22 protein-coding genes are annotated in these 21,421 nt (G+C 61.0%); 19 read left to right on the top strand and 3 right to left on the bottom strand.

The window, feature by feature from the left end:
* Window positions 1-48 precede the first annotated feature (48 nt).
* From leuS to Q1W40_RS02580, 6 genes are all read left to right on the top strand, one after another.
* A complete protein-coding gene (gene leuS, locus Q1W40_RS02605; protein ID WP_300708576.1) occupies window positions 49-2,838 on the top strand; it encodes a leucine--tRNA ligase in 2,790 nt (929 codons plus the stop codon).
* 8 nt (window positions 2,839-2,846) lie between these two features.
* On the top strand, window positions 2,847-3,389 hold the full coding sequence (lptE, locus tag Q1W40_RS02600; RefSeq protein ID WP_108324067.1) for an LPS assembly lipoprotein LptE: 543 nt from the start codon (window positions 2,847-2,849) through the stop codon (window positions 3,387-3,389).
* A 10-nt stretch (window positions 3,390-3,399) separates the two neighbouring features.
* Window positions 3,400-4,452 (top strand): DNA polymerase III subunit delta, encoded by a 1,053-nt coding sequence (gene holA / locus Q1W40_RS02595; RefSeq protein ID WP_300708572.1) that lies wholly within the window; start codon window positions 3,400-3,402, stop codon window positions 4,450-4,452.
* A gap of 36 nt (window positions 4,453-4,488) precedes the next feature.
* Window positions 4,489-5,769 carry a glutamate-5-semialdehyde dehydrogenase gene (locus Q1W40_RS02590; protein ID WP_300708674.1) on the top strand — a complete coding sequence of 427 codons (1,281 nt, stop codon included), beginning with the start codon at window positions 4,489-4,491 and terminating at the stop codon, window positions 5,767-5,769.
* A 98-nt stretch (window positions 5,770-5,867) separates the two neighbouring features.
* Window positions 5,868-7,163 carry a glutamate--cysteine ligase gene (gshA, locus tag Q1W40_RS02585; protein WP_300708570.1) on the top strand — a complete coding sequence of 432 codons (1,296 nt, stop codon included), beginning with the start codon at window positions 5,868-5,870 and terminating at the stop codon, window positions 7,161-7,163.
* Between the two features lie 112 nt (window positions 7,164-7,275).
* Window positions 7,276-9,144: a potassium transporter Kup gene (locus Q1W40_RS02580; RefSeq protein WP_300708672.1), complete on the top strand. Its 1,869-nt coding sequence runs from the start codon at window positions 7,276-7,278 to the stop codon at window positions 9,142-9,144.
* Between the two features lie 79 nt (window positions 9,145-9,223).
* Here the strand turns inward: Q1W40_RS02580 and asd are convergent, their stop codons facing one another.
* On the bottom strand, window positions 9,224-10,090 hold the full coding sequence (gene asd, locus Q1W40_RS02575) for an archaetidylserine decarboxylase (RefSeq protein ID WP_300708669.1): 867 nt from the start codon (window positions 10,088-10,090) through the stop codon (window positions 9,224-9,226).
* Between the two features lie 94 nt (window positions 10,091-10,184).
* Here asd and Q1W40_RS02570 point away from each other — a divergent pair, with 94 nt between their 5' ends.
* The 4 genes from Q1W40_RS02570 (at window position 10,185) to Q1W40_RS02555 (ending at window position 13,819) form a co-directional block, all read left to right on the top strand.
* Entirely contained in the window at window positions 10,185-11,114 is a 930-nt protein-coding gene (locus tag Q1W40_RS02570) for an ATP-binding cassette domain-containing protein (RefSeq protein WP_300708567.1), read from the top strand.
* 2 nt (window positions 11,115-11,116) lie between these two features.
* On the top strand, window positions 11,117-11,923 hold the full coding sequence (locus Q1W40_RS02565; protein WP_300708565.1) for an ABC transporter permease: 807 nt from the start codon (window positions 11,117-11,119) through the stop codon (window positions 11,921-11,923).
* A 100-nt stretch (window positions 11,924-12,023) separates the two neighbouring features.
* Entirely contained in the window at window positions 12,024-12,872 is an 849-nt protein-coding gene (locus Q1W40_RS02560) for a 3-hydroxybutyryl-CoA dehydrogenase (protein WP_300708563.1), read from the top strand.
* 140 nt (window positions 12,873-13,012) lie between these two features.
* On the top strand, window positions 13,013-13,819 hold the full coding sequence (locus Q1W40_RS02555; protein ID WP_300708561.1) for a crotonase/enoyl-CoA hydratase family protein: 807 nt from the start codon (window positions 13,013-13,015) through the stop codon (window positions 13,817-13,819).
* Here Q1W40_RS02555 and Q1W40_RS02550 read toward each other — a convergent pair.
* On the bottom strand, window positions 13,813-14,241 hold the full coding sequence (locus Q1W40_RS02550) for a potassium channel family protein (RefSeq protein ID WP_300708559.1): 429 nt from the start codon (window positions 14,239-14,241) through the stop codon (window positions 13,813-13,815). The genes Q1W40_RS02555 and Q1W40_RS02550 overlap by 7 nt on opposite strands.
* Window positions 14,242-14,339: 98 nt before the next feature.
* On the opposite strand from Q1W40_RS02550, the gene Q1W40_RS02545 reads away from it, so the two are divergent.
* Together Q1W40_RS02545 and ubiA are read left to right on the top strand one after the other, a co-directional pair.
* A complete protein-coding gene (locus Q1W40_RS02545; RefSeq protein ID WP_300708557.1) occupies window positions 14,340-15,362 on the top strand; it encodes a serine/threonine protein kinase in 1,023 nt (340 codons plus the stop codon).
* 77 nt (window positions 15,363-15,439) lie between these two features.
* Complete coding sequence (ubiA, locus tag Q1W40_RS02540) at window positions 15,440-16,291, top strand: 4-hydroxybenzoate octaprenyltransferase (RefSeq protein ID WP_300708555.1); 852 nt, start codon at window positions 15,440-15,442, stop codon at window positions 16,289-16,291.
* On the opposite strand, the gene proC is transcribed toward ubiA, so the two are convergent.
* The gene (proC, locus tag Q1W40_RS02535; RefSeq protein WP_300708553.1) at window positions 16,292-17,116 is read right to left on the bottom strand and encodes a pyrroline-5-carboxylate reductase; all 825 of its coding nucleotides are present in this window, start codon (window positions 17,114-17,116) and stop codon (window positions 16,292-16,294) included. It lies immediately after the preceding gene.
* An 89-nt stretch (window positions 17,117-17,205) separates the two neighbouring features.
* On the opposite strand from proC, the gene glpK reads away from it, so the two are divergent.
* The 7 genes from glpK to rplF all read left to right on the top strand — a co-directional run.
* Entirely contained in the window at window positions 17,206-18,705 is a 1,500-nt protein-coding gene (glpK, locus tag Q1W40_RS02530; protein WP_300708551.1) for a glycerol kinase GlpK, read from the top strand.
* A 269-nt stretch (window positions 18,706-18,974) separates the two neighbouring features.
* The gene (gene rplN, locus Q1W40_RS02525) at window positions 18,975-19,343 is read left to right on the top strand and encodes a 50S ribosomal protein L14 (RefSeq protein ID WP_053172537.1); all 369 of its coding nucleotides are present in this window, start codon (window positions 18,975-18,977) and stop codon (window positions 19,341-19,343) included.
* 9 nt (window positions 19,344-19,352) lie between these two features.
* Window positions 19,353-19,673, top strand: a complete 321-nt coding sequence (rplX, locus tag Q1W40_RS02520; RefSeq protein WP_108324088.1) for a 50S ribosomal protein L24 — start codon at window positions 19,353-19,355, stop codon at window positions 19,671-19,673.
* Window positions 19,674-19,675: 2 nt separating this feature from the next.
* The gene (gene rplE, locus Q1W40_RS02515; RefSeq protein ID WP_300708546.1) at window positions 19,676-20,215 is read left to right on the top strand and encodes a 50S ribosomal protein L5; all 540 of its coding nucleotides are present in this window, start codon (window positions 19,676-19,678) and stop codon (window positions 20,213-20,215) included.
* An 8-nt stretch (window positions 20,216-20,223) separates the two neighbouring features.
* Window positions 20,224-20,529, top strand: a complete 306-nt coding sequence (rpsN, locus tag Q1W40_RS02510) for a 30S ribosomal protein S14 (RefSeq protein ID WP_108324089.1) — start codon at window positions 20,224-20,226, stop codon at window positions 20,527-20,529.
* A gap of 19 nt (window positions 20,530-20,548) precedes the next feature.
* Complete coding sequence (gene rpsH / locus Q1W40_RS02505; protein ID WP_108324090.1) at window positions 20,549-20,944, top strand: 30S ribosomal protein S8; 396 nt, start codon at window positions 20,549-20,551, stop codon at window positions 20,942-20,944.
* A gap of 16 nt (window positions 20,945-20,960) precedes the next feature.
* The coding region (rplF, locus tag Q1W40_RS02500; RefSeq protein WP_300708540.1) for a 50S ribosomal protein L6 at window positions 20,961-21,421 on the top strand (461 nt) is incomplete at its 3' end.

Raw genomic sequence — 21,421 nt, 5'->3', positions numbered from 1 at the left:
CCTCCAACCAGCGATCCCCAGACCCAGCGCCCTCTACAATCGACCCCTATGCAAGACAAGTACAACCACCTCGAAGTCGAACCCGCAGCCCAGGCCCGCTGGACGGCCCGCGATGCCTACCGCGTCACCGAAGACGCCAGCAAAAAGAAGTTCTACGCCTGCTCCATGCTGCCCTACCCCAGCGGCAAGCTGCACATGGGCCATGTGCGCAACTACACCATCAACGACATGCTCACGCGCAGCCTGCGCATGAAGGGCTACAACGTCCTCATGCCCATGGGCTGGGACGCCTTCGGTCTGCCCGCTGAAAACGCCGCGCTCAAAAACGGTGTGCCACCGGCCAAGTGGACCTACGAAAACATCGCTTACATGAAAAAGCAGATGCAGGCGATGGGCTTGGCCATCGACTGGTCGCGCGAAGTCGCCACCTGCGACCCCACTTATTACAAGTGGAACCAATGGCTGTTTCTCAAGATGCTGGAAAAAGGCATCGCCTACCGCAAGACCCAGATCGTCAACTGGGATCCGGTGGACCAGACCGTGCTGGCCAACGAGCAGGTGATTGACGGTCGCGGCTGGCGCACCGGCGCATTGGTCGAAAAGCGCGAGATCCCTGGCTATTACCTGAACATCACGCAGTACGCGCAAGAGTTGCTCGACCACGTGCAGCTGGGCAACGACAAGGCCACGCTCAACGGCTGGCCTGACAAAGTGCGCCTGATGCAGGAAAACTGGATCGGCAAGTCTGAGGGCGTGCGCTTCGCCTTCCCGCACAGCATTGCAGGTGCGGACGGCGCTCTGATCGGCGACGGCAAGATGTACGTCTTCACCACCCGTGCCGACACCATCATGGGTGTGACTTTTTGCGCGGTGGCTGCTGAGCACCCGCTGGCGCTGCACGCTGCGGCTTCCAATCCTGCCTTGGCCGCTTTCCTGGAAGAGTGCAAGAGCGGCGGCACGACCGAAGCCGAGTTGGCCACGCAAGAAAAGAAGGGCATGGCTACCGGCCTGTTCGTCACGCATCCCTTGACGGGCGTGCAAGTCGAGGTCTGGGTGGGCAATTACGTGCTCATGAGCTACGGCGATGGCGCCGTGATGGGCGTGCCTGCGCACGACGAGCGCGACTTTGCATTTGCTTTGAAATACGCCTTGCCGATCAAGCAAGTCGTGGCTCAGCGTGGGGCGGCTTTGTCGTCGCCTGCGCCGGGCGCCTCAGACGCAGGCTCCACATCGTTGCCCGTCGCAGGCAACGCCAAGGCCTCTTTTGATGTGACAACTTGGTCAGAGTGGTACGGCACCAAAGATGGCGTGTGCGTCAACTCCGGCGAACTCGATGGCTTGGGCTTCAAAGCCGCCGTCACCAAAGTGGCCGAACTGCTGGCTGCCAAAGGCCTGGGCGAGAAGAAAACCACCTGGCGTCTGCGCGACTGGGGCGTGAGCCGCCAGCGCTACTGGGGCACACCGATCCCGATCATCCATTGCGATGAACACGGCGCCGTGCCCGTGCCCGAAAAAGACCTGCCTGTGGTGTTGCCGCAAGACTGCATCCCTGACGGTTCGGGCAACCCGCTGCACAAGCACGAAGGTTTCCACGCGGGCGTGACTTGCCCGGTGTGTGGCAAACCCGCGCGCCGCGAGACCGACACCATGGACACCTTTGTGGATTCGTCCTGGTACTTCATGCGCTATTGCGACCCGACCAACACCGAGAAGATGGTGGCAGAGGGTGCGGACTATTGGATGCGGGACCAGAACAACGCCACTGGCGGCAGCGGCATGGACCAATACATCGGCGGCATCGAGCACGCCATCCTGCATTTGCTCTACGCCCGCTTCTGGACCAAGGTCATGCGCGACTTGGGCCTGGTCAAGGTCGATGAGCCCTTCAGCAAGCTGCTCACGCAGGGCATGGTGCTCAACCACATCTATTCGCGCCGCACCGCCAAGGGCGGCAAGGACTACTTCTGGCCGCACGACGTGGAGCATGTGCTCGACGAGACCGGCAAGGTGATCGGCGCCAAGCTCAAGAACGAAGCCGACAGCGGCGATGGCCGCTTGCCCGTGGGCACCGCCATCGACTACGAGGGCGTGGGCACCATGTCCAAGTCCAAGAACAACGGCGTGGACCCGCAAGACCTGATCGAGCGCTACGGTGCCGACACGGCGCGCCTGTACACCATGTTCACCGCACCGCCTGAGGTGACGCTGGAGTGGAACGACTCTGCCGTGGAAGGCAGCTACCGCTTTTTGCGCCGCGTTTGGAACTTCGCTTTCAAGCACAACGAATTGCTGCGTTCGGCCACAAGCCAAGACCTGAGCCAAGCCGCCTTGGGCGATGCGGCCAAAGCCTTGCGCCGCGAGATGCACCTGGTGCTCAAGCAAGTCGGTTACGACTACGAGCGCATGCAGTACAACACCGTGGTGTCCGGCTGCATGAAGCTGCTCAACGCGTTGGAAGATTTCAAGCCCGATGGCAGTGCAGGCGATACCGCCGCCCTGTGCGAAGGCGTCTCCCTCTTGATGCGCATGCTTTACCCCGCCTGCCCGCACATCACCGACGAAGTTTGGCAGCAACTGGGTTTTGCCCAAGCTGCAGGCGAGTTGCTCGATGCGCCTTGGCCCACCGTGGACGAGTCGGCTTTGGAGCGCGACCAGATCGAGCTGATGCTGCAAATCAACGGCAAGCTGCGCGGGTCCATCCTGGTGCCTGCGTCGGCCGACAAAGCGCAGATTGAGGCCGCTGCCTTGGCCAACGAGGCCTTTGTCAAGCAGGCCGCTGGCGCTGCGCCCAAGAAGGTCATCGTGGTGCCTGGCCGCCTGGTCAACATCGTCGTCTGAGAGTCCGCATGAACGCTTCGCGCCGCCGCATCTTGACTGCTTTGGCCATTGCTCCGGCGGTGGCCCTGACGGCTTGTGGCTTTGCGCTGCGCCAGACGCAGGATTTCCCGTTCAAGACCCTGTACGGCAACTTCTCGGAAAGCTCTCCCCTGGGCGTGGAGCTGCGCCGCAACTTGCTGGGTTCGGGGCGCATCGACTTGGTGACCGACCCCAAGAAAATGCCGGACACCGATGCCATCCTCGACATCCTGAGCGAAGTGCGCCAGCAGGTGGTGGTGGGCATGAATGCCTCCGGTCAGGTGCGCGAAATGCAGTTGCGCTTGCGTGTGAGCTTCCGGCTGCGCACGCCGCAAGGCGAGGAGTGGATTGAGCCGGTGGAGCTCTACCAACAGCGCGACTTGAGTTTCACGGAAACGGCGGCCTTGTCCAAGGAAATCGAGATGGGCATGATGTACCGTGACATGCAAACAGACATCGTGCAGCAGATCATGCGCCGCTTGTCACTTGTCAAGCCCCGAAAAATCATGCCTGCAGCGCCGGCCAAACCCTGACGCCTGAGCAATGCAACTGGCCTTACCTCAGCTTGCTGCGCACCTGCAAAAAGGCTTGCGCAGTCTCTACACCTTGCACGGTGACGAAGCCCTGCTCATCCAGGAGGCCGCCGATGCCATCCGTGCGGCGGCCCGTGCGCAGGGCTACACCGAACGCACGGTGCACACCGTGGCGGGTGCACACTTTGACTGGAGCGAAGTGCTGGCCGCAGGCGGCTCCATGAGCTTGTTTGCCGACAAACAAATTGTGGAAGTGCGCATCCCCTCGGGCAAGCCCGGCAAAGAGGGCAGCCCGGCCATCCAGCAATTGGCCGAATCGGCGCAGGGCAACGACAGCACGCTGACCTTGTTCTTGTTGCCCCGACTGGACGCGGCCACCCGCAAAGGGGCCTGGTTTGGTGCGCTGGAAGGCGCGGGCGTGACCCTCCAGATCGATCCGGTGGACCGCAACGCTTTGCCGCAGTGGATCGCCCAGCGCTTGCAGCGTCAGGGCCAAAGCGTGGCCGCAGGCGAAGAAGGGCAGCGCACTTTGCAGTTTTTTGCCGACCGCGTGGAAGGCAACCTGCTGGCAGCGCACCAAGAGATCCAGAAACTCGGTTTGCTCCACCCCGCGGGCGAACTCAGCCAGGACCAGGTCGAAGCGGCGGTGCTCAATGTCGCGCGTTACGACGTGTTCAAGCTGTCCGAGTCGGTCTTGTCCGGGCAGGTCTCGCGTGTGCAGCGCATGCTGGACGGCCTGCAGGCCGAGGGCGAAGCCGCTGTGCTGGTGCACTACACCCTGGCCGAAGACATCCGGGCCCTCAAGCGCGTCAAAGACGCCATGGCTGCAGGCAAGCCCTTGCCCATGGCCCTGCGGGAGCAGCGTGTCTGGGGCCCGCGTGAGCGTTTGTTTGAGCGCGTGTTGCCCCGTTTGTCCGAAGCCCGCCTGAACGGCTTGCTGCAATCGGCCCACCAAGTGGACGGCATCGTCAAAGGCCTGAAGGTGCCCGATTGGCCGACCGACCCCTGGCAAGCCTTGGGTCGCCTGGCCATGCGGTTTTCGCGCATGTGCATGGTGCGTTGATTCCAGCGCTGCGCCATCCCCTTGGCATCTGCGAAAATGGGCCCCATGAACACCGTTGAACACGTCCAAACCCTCGGGCAACAGGCCAAAAAAGCCTCGGCCTTGATGGCCAAGGCCTCTGCCGCCGTCAAGAACCAGGCCCTGCGCCGATTGGCCGCTTTGCTGCGCGAAAACACCGAAGCCCTGCAACTGGACAATGCCAAGGATTTGGCCCGCGCCCAAGCCACCGGCCTGTCCGAGCCCATGGTGGACCGCCTCAAGCTCACGCCCAAAGTGCTGGAAACCTGTGCCCAAGGCTGCGAGCAATTGGCCGCCATGCCCGATGTGATCGGCGAAATTTTGGGCATGAAGCAGCAACCCAGCGGCATCCGCGTGGGCCAGATGCGGGTGCCCATTGGCGTGTTCGGCATGATTTTCGAGAGCCGCCCCAATGTGACCATTGAAGCGGCCAGCTTGTCGATCAAAAGCGGCAATGCCTGCATCTTGCGCGGTGGCTCCGAGGCGATCGACTCCAACAAGGCCTTGGCCAAGCTGGTGCAGCAAGCCTTGGCCGACAGCGGTTTGCCGGTCGATGCGGTGCAATTGGTGCAAACCACCGACCGCGCCGCTGTAGGCCAGCTGATCACCATGCCGCAGTTTGTGGACGTGGTCATCCCCCGCGGTGGCAAAGGCCTGATCGAGCGCATCAGCGCCGAGGCCAAGGTGCCGGTCATCAAGCACCTGGACGGCAATTGCCACACCTATGTGGACGAGCCATGCGACATCGACATGGCGGTCCGGGTGGCCGACAACGCCAAAACGCAGAAGTACAGCCCCTGCAATGCCAGCGAGAGTCTGCTGGTGGCCAAGGGCGTGGCGGCCGAGTTCTTGCCCAAGATTGGCGCCATTTATGCGGCCAAGGGTGTGGAAATGCGCTGCTGCCCCAAGTCCAAGACCATTTTGAGCCAGGTCAGCGGGGCCCAGCTGCAAGACGCCACCGAGCAGGACTGGTCCGAGGAATACCTCGCGCCCATCATCAGCGTCAAAGTGGTGGATGGGCTGGATGAGGCGATTGCCCACATCAACCACTACAGCAGCCACCACACCGAAGCCATCCTGACGCGTGACCACATGCACGCCCAGCGCTTTTTGCGCGAGGTGGACTCGTCCAGCGTCATGGTCAACGCCAGCACCCGCTTTGCAGACGGTTTTGAGTACGGACTCGGTGCCGAGATCGGCATCTCGACCGACAAGTTCCACGCGCGTGGCCCGGTGGGCATCGAAGGCCTGACCTCGCTCAAGTACGTGGTGTTGGGCGAAGGCGAAGTCCGTACCTGAGCGCACGCAGTTTGTGCGGCCATGTCCGGTAGGTGCTTGTATTGGCACCGACCGGCCCCATATCATTTCTCAGTTTTCCGTTCACCGAAGGCCCACCCATGGTTCCCCATCTCGTCACCGCCCTCAATGGCCCCATCAATGAGCTGGAACAGCGCATCTTGGACTCGATGCCCGCCATTGAACGCTGGTTCCGCCTGGAATGGATGGAGCACACGCCACCGTTCTACACCTCGGTGGACATCCGCAACGCGGGCTTCAAGTTGGCCCCGGTCGACACCAACCTCTACCCCGGTGGCTGGAACAACCTGACGCCCGAGATGCTGCCTTTGGCGGTGCAGGCGGCGCAGGCGGCCATCGAGAAGATCTGCCCCGAGGCCAAGAACCTGCTGATCATTCCTGAGAACCACACGCGCAACACCTTCTATTTGACGAACGTGCTGCAGCTGCAGCGCATTTTTCACATGGCAGGTCTGAATGTGCGCATTGGCTCGATCAACCCCGACATCAAGGAGCCGACCACCATCGAGCTGCCCAATGGCGAGAGCGTGACCCTGGAGCCGGTGGTGCGCAGCAAGCACCGCCTGGGCCTGAAAGATTTCGACCCCTGCACCATCTTGCTCAACAACGACCTGTCGGCCGGTGCCCCGGGCATCCTGGAAGAACTGCATGAGCAGTTTTTGCTGCCGCCCCTGCACGCCGGCTGGAGCGTGCGCCGCAAGACCAAGCATTTCCAGAGCTACGAAGAAGTCGCCAAGCGCTTTGGCAAGCTGCTGGGCATCGACCCCTGGCTGATCAACCCCATGTTCAGCCAGTGCGGCGATGTGAACTTTGCCGAAGGCACGGGCATGGAGTGCCTGCGCAGCAATGTGGATGCGCTGCTGACCAAGATCAAGCGCAAGTACAAGGAATACGGCATCAACGAAAAGCCGTTTGTGGTCGTCAAGGCCGACAACGGCACTTACGGCATGGGCATCATGACGGTGCGCGACGTGTCCGATCTGGACGCCCTGAACCGCAAGACCCGCAACAAGATGAACGTCATCAAGGACGGTCAGACCGTCAACGACGTGATCATCCAGGAAGGCGTGTTGACCAACGAGCGCATCAACGATGCGGTGGCCGAGCCCGTGGTCTACATGATGGACCGTTATGTGGTGGGTGGTTTCTACCGCGTGCACGCCGAGCGCGGTGTGGACGAGAACCTGAACGCGCCGGGTGCCAGCTTTGTGCCTTTGGCCTTCGCTGACACACCGCACCTGCCCCAGCCAGGCATCAAACCCGGTGCCAGCGTGCCCAATCGTTTTTACATGTACGGTGTGATTGGCCGCCTGGCCATGCTGGCGGCCAGTTACGAGCTGGAAGCGACCGACCCCGAGGCCGAGGTCTACGACTGAAGTTGCTGCACTGCAACAAATTGTCGCCAAAGTCGGTGACATGCCCGCTTGAACGGGCGCAAAATAGCGAACTTCAAGTTTCAAAGCCTGACCCATGGTCAGGCCATTTTTTGTGTCTTCTACAAAATCCTCACTCGCCGCCCTGACCTTGGGCGCCATTGGCGTGGTTTACGGCGACATCGGCACCAGCGTGCTGTATGCCATGAAAGAGGTCTTTGGCTCAGGCCATGTGCCTTTCACGCCCGAGAACGTTTACGGCATCCTTTCCATCTTCTTCTGGACCTTGACCACCATCGTGTCGGTCAAGTACGTGGTCCTGGTGTTGCGTGCCGACAACCATGGCGAAGGTGGCTTGGTGGCCATGTTGGCGCTCGCTTCGCAATCGGTCAAAGACAAACCCCAACTGCGCAAAGTTTTGCTGGTGGTTGGCATCTTTGGCACCTGTCTTTTTTATGGCGACGGCGTCATCACCCCCGCGATTTCGGTGCTGTCGGCCGTCGAGGGCCTTGAAGTCATTTCGCCCACCTTCAAAAAATCGGTCATTCCGCTCACCCTGGTGATTTTGTTTGGCTTGTTTTGGGTGCAAAAGCGCGGCACGGCGGGCATTGGCAAGTTCTTTGGCCCGATCACCTTGGTCTGGTTTGCCGCCATCGCTGTGCTGGGGGTGTCGCACATCGTTCAGCGCCCAGAGATCTTGTTGGCCATCAGTCCGCATTACGCCTTGAGCTTCATGTGGAACGAGCCGGGCACCACCTTCATCATTTTGGGCGCGGTCGTGTTGTGCGTCACAGGCGGTGAAGCGCTGTATGCGGACATGGGGCACTTTGGCAAAAAGCCCATTCGTCTGGCTTGGTTCAGCGTGGTCATGCCTTGCTTGGTGCTGAACTATTTTGGCCAAGGCGCGCTCTTGTTGTCTGAGCCCGAAGCGGTCAAAAATCCGTTTTTCATGATGGCGCCCGACTGGGCCTTGCTGCCTTTGGTGGGCCTGGCCACCATGGCCACCGTGATCGCTTCGCAGGCGCTGATCTCCGGGGCCTTCAGCGTGACCAAACAGGTGATCCAGCTGGGCTACCTGCCGCGCCTGCAAGTGCTGCACACCAGCGAGACCGACACTGGGCAGATCTACATGCCATTTGTGAACTGGGGTTTGTTTGTGGCCATCGTGATGGCGGTGGTCATGTTCAAGTCGTCGAGCAACTTGGCCGCCGCTTATGGCATTGCGGTGTGCACCGACATGCTGATCACCACGGTGCTCACCTTCTTTGTGATCCGTTACGCCTGGAAGCTGCCGCTGGCGCTGTGCATTGGGGCCACCGGTTTCTTCTTTGTGGTCGATCTGGCGTTCTGGGCCTCCAACCTGCTCAAGCTGTTTGACGGCGGCTGGTTCCCGCTCATGATCGGCGCAGCCGTGTTCACCCTCATGCTGACCTGGCACGATGGCCGACGCCTGCTCAACGAGTCCTTGCGTACAGATGCCCTGCAGTTGACGGATTTTCTGGAGGCGGTTTTCATCTCTGCGCCCACGCGGGTGGAGGGCACGGCCGTGTTCCTGACGGCCGAGACAGGGGCCGTGCCCAATGCCTTGTTGCACAACCTCAAGCACAACAAGGTTTTGCACGAGCGCAATCTGTTTGTCACCGTGCGCAGCCACGAGCTGCCGCGCGTGGCCGCGAGCCAGCGTCTGGATGTCACGCCCTTGGGGCATGATTGCTGGCAGGTCATCGTCAACTACGGCTTCAAGGACAACCCCGACTTGCCATCGGCACTGGCCACCATTGAAGACGATGGCTACAAACTCGATCCGATGATGACCAGCTACTTCCTGTCACGCGATATCGTGATCCCGACGATTGGCGGCGGCATGGCCACCTGGCGCGAAAAGCTCTTTGCCCAGATGCACCACAACGCCAGTGCAGCGGCCGAGTTCCTGAACCTGCCCACCAACGCGGTGGTCGAGCTGGGCTCGAAGATCGAGATCTGATCTGTGCCATGCCAGACTGGGTCCGGCATCCATGGGCTTGAGCTGCATGGACCCCGCATCGCGTGCGGGGTGACGTGAATCAATTGGGGTCAGATCCCAATTGTTTCAACGCTCCCATCGCCTCGCCCATGCAAATGGGCCGCGTGGGTGTCCAGTCGGCGTTGAATTGAATCACGCCTTGGGGGAACAGCATCACCACGGTCGAGCCGAGCAAAAAGCGGCCCATCTCTTCGCCCTGTGCCAAGCTGATGTTGCCCATCTCGTAGGCCCATTCGCGCACTTGGCCGGGGCGCGGTGGGTTGACCACGCCGTGCCACACGGTGGCCATGCTGCCCACAATCGTCGCGCCCACCAGTACCATCACAAAGGGGCCGTGCTCGCCTTCAAACACGCAGACCACCCGCTCGTTGCGCGCAAACAGGCCGGGCACACCGCGTGCCGTGGTCGGGTTGACCGAAAACAGATCCCCCGGCACGTAAATCATGCGCGTCAGGCGTCCCGCGCAAGGCATGTGGATGCGGTGGTAGTCGCGCGGGCTCAGGTAGAGCGTGGCAAATTCACCGTCCTGAAACTGCGCCGCCAGCGCCGCGTCGCCGCCCACCAAAGCGCGTGTGCTGTAGCTGTGGCCCTTGGCCTGAAACACCTGATCGCCCGCAATTGGGCCGCACTGGCTGATGGCCCCGTCCACCGGGCTCACATAAGCCGCATCGGCCAGTGGCCGTGCGCTGGCCTTGAGCGGGCGGGTGAAAAACTCGTTGAAGCTCTTGTAGCTGGCCGTGTCCGGGTTGGCCGCTTCAGCCATATTGACGTTGTAGCGACGCACAAAGCGGTCGATGATGCCGGTGGTCACACCGCCCCACTGGCTGCCCGCCACCCAACCCGCAAAGGCGGTCAGGGCTTGTTTGGGAATCAGGTACTGCGGCAAAACCGCCAGACGGTCAGAAATGGAAGGGGACATGTGGTGGCCGCTGAGGCGGTTCAGAAGAAGGCACCGATTTTATCGGGCAGCCCGACGTTGCTGGCACAGGCACAATCCAGCCATGAAAACCCCATTGCTTTCGGTCGAACACCTGGTCAAACGCTACGGCGACGCTACGGTGGTCAATGACCTGTCTTTCCACATTGAGCCCGGCGAATGCTTGGGTGTGATCGGCCCCAACGGCGCGGGCAAAACCACCACGCTGCGCATGTGCCTGGGTTTGTCCGAGCCGGACAGTGGCAGCATCGCCTACTTTGACGGCCTTCAAATGCCGCGTGACGCGCTGAGCATCAAGGCCCGCTTGGGCGTAGTGGCGCAGATGGACACGCTGGACCCGGACTTCACCGCCGAAGAAAACCTCTTGGTCTTTGGCCGCTACTTCGGTCTGCCCGACGCGGTCATTCGCGAGCGCATTCCGCAACTGCTGGAGTTTGGCGCCCTCAGCCACAAAGCCAAATCAAAGCCCGGTGAGTTGTCGGGTGGCATGAAGCGGCGCCTGAGCTTGTCCCGCGCCCTCATCAACCACCCGCAACTCTTGATGCTGGACGAGCCCACCACGGGGCTGGACCCACAGGCGCGCCACCTGATGTGGGAGCGGCTGCAGGTGCTGCTGCAAGAGGGCAAGTCCATCTTGCTCACCACCCATTTCATGGACGAAGCCGAGCGCCTGTGCTCGCGCCTGCTGGTGCTGGACCAAGGCCGTAAGATCGCTGAAGGCACGCCGCGTGACCTGATCGCCCAGCACCTGGAGCCCGAAGTGGTCGAGGTGTTTGGTCAAGGTGCTGTAGCGCTGGCGCAAGAGGGCAGCCTCAAGGCGCTGGCTGGGCGTGTCGAGGTCAGCGGCGAAACCGTTTTCTTCTACACCCACGACAGCCGCGCTCTCATGGCGGCCTTGCAAGCCTGGCCTGCCCTGCGCACGCTGCACCGACCTTCCAACCTGGAAGACCTGTTCCTGAAATTGACCGGACGCCAGATCCGCGAGGAAGGTTGAACATGAGCCAAATTCAAAACAACATCTGGGCCGTGCCCCGCCTGTCCATGCGCTGGTGGCCCGTGTTCCAGCGCAACTGGCTGGTTTGGAAAAAGCTGGCCATCCCCAGCCTGGTGGGCAACATCGCCGAGCCACTCATGTGGCTGGTGGCCTTTGGCTACGGGCTCGGCTCGCTGGTTGGGCAGATCGAACTCGGCGGCGAGAAGGTGCCTTACATCCTGTACCTGGCCAGCGGCAGCATCTGCATGAGCGCCATGAACGCGGCCACCTTTGAAGCGCTGTATTCTGCGTTTTCGCGCATGCATGTGCAAAAAACCTGGGACGGCATCATGAACGCCCCGGTGCGGCTGGACGACGTGGTGCTGGCCGAAATGCTCTGGGCCGCCTTCAAAGCGTTGTTCACCGTGACGGCCATTTTGGGCGTGATGCTCGCCCTAGGCATCAGCCACAGCTGGAAGCTGCTGGTGGCCTGGCCCGTGCTGCTGGGTGTGGGCATCACCTTCAGCTGCATGGCGCTCATCTTCAACGCGCTGGCAAAGGGCTACGACTTCTTCACCTACTACTTCACCCTGTTCCTCACGCCCATGATGTTCCTCTCGGGCATCTTCTTCCCGCGTGATCAACTGCCCGCGTTCGTGCGCGTGATAGCCGACTGGCTGCCGCTGTCGGTGGCGGTGGATTTGGTGCGCCCGCTGTTCATGGACCGCTGGCCAGACCAGCCACTGCGCCATGTGCTGGTGCTGGCGCTGTTTGCGGGGGTGTCGTTCTGGATTGCTTTGGCGCTGACGCGCAAGCGGTTCAGAAGCTGAAACCTCATCCTCCACTGTGGGGGCATGTGTCAGCAATTCGCCCCCATCCACCCGCTAAGATCGTTCTTTTATTTCCATCACACACTTTCAAGGATTGAGCATGAGCATCCAGACCGTAGGCATCATTGGCGCAGGCACCATGGGCAATGGCATCGCACAGGCGTGCGCGGTGTCGGGCATCCCGGTGGTGATGGTTGATATTTCGGAAGCGGCCGTGGCCAAAGGCATTGCCACCGTCTCGGGCAGCCTGGACCGTTTGGTCAAGAAAGAAAAAATCAGCGAAGCCGACAAGGCAAAGGCTTTGGCGCTGATCAAGGGCAGCACTTCTTATGAAGACCTCAAGGCCACCCAGTTGGTGATTGAAGCCGCCACCGAAAACCAGGACCTCAAGGTCAAGATCTTGAAGCAGCTCGACGGCATGCTGCCTGCCGACGTGATCATTGCGTCCAACACCTCGTCGATCTCGATCACCCAGTTGGCCGCCGCCACGCAGCGCGCCGACCGCTTCATCGGCATGCATTTTTTCAACCCCGTGCCCATGATGGCGCTGGTGGAAATCATCCGTGGCCTGCAAACCAGCGATGCCACGCACGACGCGGTGCACGCCTTGGCCACGGCGCTCGGCAAGACCCCGATCACCGTGAAAAACGCGCCCGGCTTTGTGGTCAACCGCATCCTGGTGCCCATGATCAACGAAGCGCTGTTTGTGCTGTCCGAAGGCCTGGCCACGCCCGAAGACATCGACGCGGGCATGAAGCTCGGTTGCAACCAGCCAATCGGCCCGCTGGCGCTGGCTGACATGATCGGCCTGGACGTGTGCCTGGCCGTGATGGAGGTCTACCTCAAGGAGTTCGGCGACAGCAAATACCGTCCTTGCCCACTGCTCAAAGAAATGGTGGCGGCCGGTCGTCTGGGCCGCAAGACCGGACAGGGCGTTTACAAATACTGAACTGCCTGGTTGTGGGAGCGGCGCCCCCGCCGCGATGGGGCGCTCGCAGACCACGAGCCATCGCCCCGAGGGCGGGGCTCCTACAAAGATATGTCACTTCGGTGTATCTCGGGCATTGGCTCTGGGCCTAACATGCGCCCATGAGCACCACATCCCACCCCGAAGGCCAGATCGACTGCACCGTACACGGTGCAGTCCTTCAGATCAGCATCAACCGCCCTGCCAAGCGCAACGGCTTCACGCCCAAGATGTACCGTGAGCTGGGCGAGGCCTACACCCGGCTCGACGACGATCCTGCCTTGCGCGTGGGCGTGCTGTGCGCCGCAGGCGACCATTTCACGGCCGGGCTGGACTTGCCCACCATCGCGCCGCTCATGCAGCGCGGCGAAAAGGCGGTGCCGCTGGGCCTGGTGGACCCGCTCAACCTGGGCATGGAAGGCTACCGCCGACGCACCAAACCCATGATCGCGGCGGTGCAGGGCATCACTTACACCTTGGGCATCGAGCTGATGCTGGCCGCCGACATTGTGGTGGCGGCGGATGACTGCCGGTTTTCACAACTGGAGGTGCAGCGCGGCATCATGGCCACCGGCGGCGCCACGCTGCGCATGGCCGAGCGGGCGGGCATGGGCAACGCGCTCTTGCACTTGCTCACGGCCGATGTGTTTGACAGCGCCGAAGCCCTGCGCCTGAACTTTGTGCAAAAGGTGGTGCCAGCGGCGGACCTTTTGCCTGAGGCCATGCGCATTGCCGGGCAGATCGCCGCGCAAGCGCCGCTGGCGGTGGTGGCCACGCGGCAGAACGTGCTCAAGGCGGTGGAGCACGGCCCGCTGGTGGCGATGCACGATTTCATTCCGGTGCAAAGAACGCTGTCCAACAGCGAGGACGCCGCAGAAGGCGTGCGTTCGTTTGTCGAGAAAAGACCGGCCCGTTTTACCGGTCAGTGAGTGCTGGTCGGGTCGCTTGACGACAGCGCTTGAATGTCGCGTCGCAGATCCGCCACCTCGTGGCGCAGGTGACGGATTTCGTGCATCAGGTCTTTTTCAATTTGCCGCTCTTCGGCTTCAACTTCTTTTTCGACAAAGATGGCCGACAGGGAGGCGGTGACCAGCGACAGCACCGCCAGCCCCAAGAGCACCACAATCACCGAGAAAGCCCGCGATGCATGGGTGGAGGGCACCACATCGCCAAAACCCACCGTGGCTGCTGTGGTGAAAGCCAGCCACAGACCGTCAGACAGGGTGTGGATGTGGGGGTCAATCATCCAAAAGCCCACACCCCCCAGCCCCAAAATGGCCACGGCCAAGAGCAGTGAGTAAATCAGGCCTTGCTGGATGATGCGGTGAAGTCGGCGTGGGTTTTGGCGCATGCATGAATTTTCCCCCATTTGATCGGGTGATTTCATGACGCAGGTCAGGATGGCACCCCGCCTGAGAGCGTCGTCTGCCACTGCGCCACAATCGACGCATGATCGACACCAACGCCGCACCGCACCCCTATGCCGAACTGACTCCCGACCGGGTGATGGACGCCTTGACCGATTTGGGCATGTGGCCCGACGGGCGTTTGCTGGCACTCAGCTCTTACGAAAACCGCGTGTACCGCGTGCACCTGGACGAGCCCGAGCAAGGCCACCAGGCGGTGGTGCTCAAGTTCTACCGCCCAGGGCGATGGAGCCGTGAACAGATTCAGGAAGAGCATGATTTTGCCGCCGAGCTGGTGGCGGGTGAAGTGCCGATGGTCGCGCCCCTGACCATCGGTGGCCAGACCTTGCACCACAGCGCCGGGTTCGACTTTTCGGTCAGCCCCTTGCGCGGCGGCCGCACACCCGAGCTGGACGACTTTGAAGTGCTGGAGTGGATTGGCCGCTTTCTGGCGCGTATCCATACCGTGGGCGCTGCGCGACCTTTTGTGCATCGTCCCACGTTGGATGTGCAGACCTTTGCGCTGGAGCCGGCCGAGTGGCTGCAAACCCACCAGATGATCCCGCTGGAAGTCGAGCGTGAATGGCAGACCGCACTGGCACAGGCCGTGGACATCATCCAGGACAAGATGGCGCAAGGTGCGGCACACCGCCGACTGTTGCGCCTGCATGGCGACTGCCATCCCGGCAACATCTTGTGGACGCCGACCGATTTGCCCGGTGGTGGCCCGCACTTTGTGGACCTGGACGATGCCCGCATGGGCCCAGCGGTGCAAGACCTGTGGATGCTTTTGTCGGGTGACCGCCGTCAACGCACCGCACAGTTGTCAGCGCTGGTCGAGGGCTACGAACAGGTGCGCGACTTGGACCGGTCAGAGCTGCAGCTGATCGAGCCGCTGCGCACTTTGCGCCTGATCCATTACAGCGCCTGGCTGGCCCGCCGTTGGGAAGACCCGATCTTTCCGGTCAACTTCCCATGGTTTGGCACGCCCGATTACTGGCGCGGCCAGGTGCAGATGCTGCAAGAGCAGATCGAGCAGATGCAGGAAGCGTCTTTGGTGGTGTGAGTCTGCCGAGTTTCAGATGGGTGCTGCGTCCAGGCGTGAGTCTCTGTCTGAAGGCATTCACGCAGATAATTTCCCCCATGACCGACAAACTCAAGCTGTACCTCGATTTGATCCGATGGAACCGGCCCGCAGGCTGGTTGTTGTTGCTCTGGCCTTCGCTGGCGGCTTTGTGGGTGGCTGCGGACGGCTTTCCGGGTTGGCACCTGATCGCGGTCTTCACCCTGGGCACCATCCTCATGCGCAGTGCAGGGTGTTGCATCAACGATGTGGCCGACCGTGACTTCGACAAGCACGTCAAGCGCACGGCCAACCGCCCGGTGACGAGCGGGCGCATTGGCACCAAGGAAGCTTTGCTGGTGGGCGCTGTGCTGGCGCTGGGTGCGTTTGGCCTGGTCCTGACGACGAATGCTGCCACCATCCAGTGGTCATTTGCCGCTTTGGCGGTGACCTTGCTGTATCCCTATGCCAAGCGCTACGTATCGATGCCGCAGGCGGTGCTGGGCGTGGCGTTCAGTTTTGGCATCCCGATGGCTTTCGCCGCGGTGCAGGGCCAGGTGCCGCTGCTGGCCTGGGCTTTGTTGTTGGGCAACCTGTTTTGGGTGCTGGCCTATGACACCGAATACGCCATGGTGGACCGGGACGATGATTTGAAGATCGGCATGAAAACCTCGGCCATCACCTTGGGCGACCAGGATGTGCCCGCCATCATGGGTTTTTATGTGGCTTACCTGTTGATCTGGGCATGGCTGCTCAATGCCCCGCAGCAAGGCGTGGGCTTCTGGCTGGCTTGGGCCGTGTCAGCAGCTCAGGTGGTGTGGCACTACCTCTTGATCCGCCAGCGCAGCCGCGAGGGCTGTTTCCAGGCCTTTCGGCTGAACCACTGGCTGGGCTTCAGCGTGTTTGTGGGCGTGGTTCTCCGCGATCTTTGATCAGGCTTTGCCGAACTCGTCGCCCAGCTCGCGGGCGCGCAGCTCGGCCGCTTGCATGGCTTTCACAAAGGCGGGTTTGATGCCAGCCGCCTCCATGGCAGTCAGGGCCGCATAGGTGGTGCCGCCTTTGGAGGTGACGCGCTGGCGCAGCACTTCGGGCGATTCGGTCGATGCCGCCGCCAAAGAGGAGGCCCCCGAGAACGTGGCCACCGCCAGTTGGTAGGCCTGTTCGGCCGACAGGCCCATGCCCACACCGGCTTCGGTCATGGCTTCGAGGAAATAAAACACGTAAGCCGGGCCCGAGCCCGAGAGAGCGGTCACGGCGTCCAGTTGCGACTCCTGCGCGACCCAGAGGTATTGCCCGGTGGTGCCAATCACCTGCTCGACCAGTGCTTTGTCAGCGGCTGTGACGCTGGGGCAGGGAAAGAGGCCGGTGATGCCCTGGCCGACCAGCGCTGGCGTGTTGGGCATGCAGCGCACCACGCGCTCGGTGCCCACCCAGCGGCTGATGCTGTCGGTGCGGATGCCAGCGGCCACCGACAGGTGCAAGGCTTTGCCGGTGTGGGGCATGACGGGTGCTGCGGCTTCGCTGAACATCTGCGGTTTGACCGCCCAGACCACCAGGTCGGCCTGCGCCAGTGCCGGGCTGGCCGAGGGCAGTGCGCTGATGCCAAAGTCCTTGAGCAGTTTGGCGGCGGTCTCTGCAAAGGGCTCCACCACGGTGATTTGCGCTGGCTTCATGCCCTGGCGGATCAGGCCGCCGATGATGGCGCTGGCCATGTTGCCGCCGCCGATGAATGCGATGTGTTGTGAAGGTGTGCTCATGTCGGTGTGTCCCTAGGGTGTCTGCTTGGAAAACGCAATGCGGGAATTGTCGCTGTTTGTGCCAAGGCGTTTGCGTTAGCCTTGCAGGCATGGACTACATCCTTTCAATTGACCAAGGAACCACCAGCTCACGTGCGGTGGTGTTTGACCGGGCTGGCCAGCCCGTGGCGATCGCACAGCGCGAGTTTGCGCAGCATTTCCCGCAGCCCGGCTGGGTGGAGCACGATGCCCATGAGATCTGGCAAACCCAGCTGGCCGTGATGCAAGAAGCCTTGCTTTGGGCGGGCATCTCGGCCAAGCAGTTGCGTGCGATTGGCCTGACCAACCAGCGCGAAACCACGGTGCTCTGGGACCGCCAGACAGGCGAGCCAGTCGCACCAGCCATCGTTTGGCAAGACCGCAGGACTGTGGCGCATTGCGAAGCTCTGCGTGCAGCCGGGCTGGCCGACAAAATCGCCCGCAAGACGGGTTTGGTGCTGGATGCGTATTTTTCCGGCACCAAGCTGGCCTGGCTGCTGGACCATGTGCCGGGCGCCCGGGCAAGGGCTGAGCGCGGTGAGCTGGCGTTTGGCACTGTGGACAGCTGGTTGGTCTGGAAGCTCACGGGGGGGCGCGTCCATGCCACGGACCCCAGCAATGCTTCGCGGACCTTGTTGTTCAATTTGAAACAAGGCGCCTGGGATCCAGAGCTGCTGGCCATGCTCCGCATCCCGAAAGAGGTCTTGCCTCAAGTGTTGCCCTCGTGCGGCGTGGTGGCAGAAACCGAGGCCGCTTTGCTGGGCGTGAGTGTGTCGATTGCGGGGTGGGCGGGCGATCAGCAGGCCGCATTGTTTGGCCAAGCTTGTTTTGCGCCCGGTATGGCCAAGAACACCTATGGCACCGGCTGCTTCATGCTGATGAACACGGGCAGCAAGCCCGTGGTCAGCCGGCATCGCTTGCTCAGCACGGTGGCTTGGCAGGGGCCCGCTTCGTCTGAACATGCCAGAGCGTATGCGCTGGAAGGATCGGTGTTCATGGCGGGCGCAACGGTGCAGTGGTTGCGCGATGGCTTGCAACTGATCCAAAGTGCGCCCGAGGTCGAGGCCTTGGCGGCCAGTGTGGCGGACACGGGGGATGTCTTCCTGGTGCCCGCTTTTGCAGGTTTGGGTGCCCCTGATTGGGATGGCCAGGCGCGCGGCACCTTGCTGGGCATGACGCGGGGCACCACCCGTGCCCACATTGCTCGCGCAGCGCTGGAGGCCATTGCCTTGCAGACTGCCGATGTTTTTCAAGCCATGAGTGCCGACAGCGATTTGCTGCTGCAGGAGTTGCGGGTGGATGGTGGCGCCTGCAGGAACAATTTGTTGATGCAAATACAGGCCGATGTGCTGGGTGTGTCGGTGGTGCGCAGCCAGGTCAGTGAAACCACGGCTTTGGGCGCTGCTTATTTGGCAGGACTGGCCACTGGTTTTTGGTCGGGTGCCGACGAAATTTCTGCGCAGTGGCAAGAAGAGCGGCGGTTTGAACCGCAATGGACGGCCTCGCAGCGCAGTGAGCGTCAGGCGCGATGGCGTCAGGCGGTGAACCGCGCCAAAAAATGGGCGGTTTGAGTGATTCATGGCGCTCAATTCAATAAAGTAGGGCTCCTTCCAGGCGCAATGAGTCACTTAAATGAGGTTCAATCCAAAATTCTTTGTGAAAGTTGTTGACGCCCCGATTTTTTTCTGACAGAATCGTGGGCTTCGCTTTGCAAAAAGCGTAAGTATCTGCCCAATCTGAAGTGCTGCGAGTGGTTTGCGGTGTGGATGACGGGTCCAAGACTGATTCCTGTTTGGTGGCTTTGGCTGCTGAGTGAGGGATACAAGTTGGGAATAAAGAAATGATCCAGACAGAAACTCGGTTGGATGTGGCCGACAACACCGGCGCCAAGTCCGTGCTGTGCATCAAGGTGCTCGGCGGGTCCAAGCGTCGCTATGCAAGTGTTGGCGACATCATCAAGGTGAGCATCAAAGAAGCCGCTCCACGTGGCCGCGTCAAAAAAGGCGAGGTTTACAGTGCAGTGGTGGTTCGTACAGCCAAGGGCATCCGCCGTGGCGATGGCTCGCTCGTTAAGTTTGATGGCAACGCTGCAGTGTTGCTGAACGCAAAGTTGGAGCCTATCGGCACCCGCATCTTCGGCCCCGTGACGCGTGAACTGCGTACCGAGAAGTTCATGAAGATCGTGTCCTTGGCTCCTGAAGTACTGTAAGGACGCGCCATGAACAAGATTCGCAAAGGCGACGAAATCATCGTCATCACAGGTCGTGACAAAGGCAAGCGTGGCACCGTGTCACTGCGCGCCAGCGATTCGCACCTCGTGATTGAAGGTGTGAACCTCGTCAAAAAGCACGCCAAGCCAAACCCCATGAAGGGCACAACTGGCGGCATCATCGAAAAGGCCATGCCGATTCACCAATCCAATGTGGCGATTTTCAACGCCGCAACTGGCAAGGCTGATCGTGTGGGCATCAAGCTGCAAGCTGACGGCAAACGCGTTCGCGTTTACAAGTCCAGCGGCGAAGAAATCAAGGTGGCATGAGCATGGCACGTTTGCAACAACTCTTCCGCGAGAAAATCGCTGCTGACCTGACAGCCAAGTTTGGCTACAAGTCGCCCATGCAGGTTCCTCGCATCACCAAGATCACCTTGAACATGGGTGTTTCTGAGGCGGTGGCTGACAAAAAAGTCATGGACCACGCCGTGAGCGACTTGACCAAAATCGCAGGCCAGAAGCCTGTGGTGACCAAGGCCAAGAAAGCGATCGCCGGCTTCAAGATCCGTGAACAACAGCCTATTGGCTGCATGGTCACTCTGCGCGGCGTTCAGATGTATGAATTCCTGGACCGTTTCGTGACCGTGGCTCTGCCTCGCGTTCGTGACTTCCGTGGTATTTCTGGCCGCGCCTTCGATGGTCGTGGCAACTACAACATCGGCGTCAAAGAGCAGATCATTTTCCCTGAGATTGAGTACGACAAGGTCGATGCCTTGCGCGGTCTCAACATCAGCATCACCACAACGGCCAAGTCCGACGAAGAGTGCAAAGCACTTTTGACGGCTTTCCGCTTCCCCTTCAAGAACTGAGGTGTCACGTGGCTAAAGTAGCTTTGATCGAGCGTGAGCTCAAGCGTGAAAAACTGGCGGCCAAGTACGCGAAAAAATACGCGGAACTGAAAGCCATCGCCAATGATGCCAAGCGCAGCGATGAAGAGCGTGCAGTTGCCCGTCTGGGTCTGCAAAAGCTCCCACGCAACGCCAACCCCACGCGCCAGCGCAACCGTTGCGAAATCACCGGTCGCCCACGTGGCACATTCCGTCAATTTGGTCTGGGCCGCGCCAAGATCCGTGAACTTGCCTTCCAAGGCAACATTCCGGGCGTGACCAAGGCCAGCTGGTAATCGGCAGGAGAGATACAACATGAGCATGAGTGATCCTATTGCCGATCTGTTGACCCGCATCCGCAACGCACAAATGGTTTCCAAAGCCATGGTGTTGGTTCCTTCTTCCAAAGTGAAGGTGGCCATTGCCCAAGTGCTGAAAGATGAAGGCTACATTGACGGCTTCCAAATCAAAACCGAAGGCGGCAAAGCCACCCTCGAAATCGCCCTGAAGTACTACGCCGGTCGCCCTGTGATCGAGCGCATTGAGCGTGTGAGCCGTCCTGGCCTGCGCGTGTACAAAGGCAGCGATGCAATTCCTCAGGTCCAAAACGGCCTGGGCGTCGCCATCGTCACCACGCCCAAAGGTGTGATGACCGACCGCAAAGCGCGCGCAGCCGGTGTCGGCGGCGAAGTGCTGTGCTACGTCGCTTAAAGGCAGGAGAGACTGAATGTCCCGAGTAGGAAAAATGCCTGTGACCATCCCCGCTGGTGTGGATGTGTCCATCAATGCAACACAAATCAGTGTGAAAGGTACGGGTGGTCAATTGGCCATCTCTGCCAACATGCTGGTCACAGTGAACAACGAAGGCGGCAAGCTGAGTTTTGCCCCCGCCAATGATTCACGCGAAGCCAATGCCATGAGCGGCACCATGCGTCAGCTGGTGAACAACATGGTGACAGGCGTGACCAAGGGCTTCGAGAAGAAGCTGAACCTGGTCGGCGTGGGTTACAAAGCGGCAGCCGCTGGTGCCAAACTGAACCTGGCCGTGGGTTACTCCCATCCCGTCAACATCGACATGCCTGCGGGCATCACGGTGGCCACACCGACCGCGACTGAAATCGTGATCAAGGGTGCTGACCGTCAACGTGTTGGCCAAATTGCTGCTGAGATCCGTGCTGTTCGTCCTCC

The sequence above is a fragment of the Limnohabitans sp. genome, assembly GCF_030158565.1.
Lineage (GTDB): Bacteria > Pseudomonadota > Gammaproteobacteria > Burkholderiales > Burkholderiaceae_C > Limnohabitans_A.
This window is presented reverse-complemented; position numbering and strand designations above follow the sequence as displayed.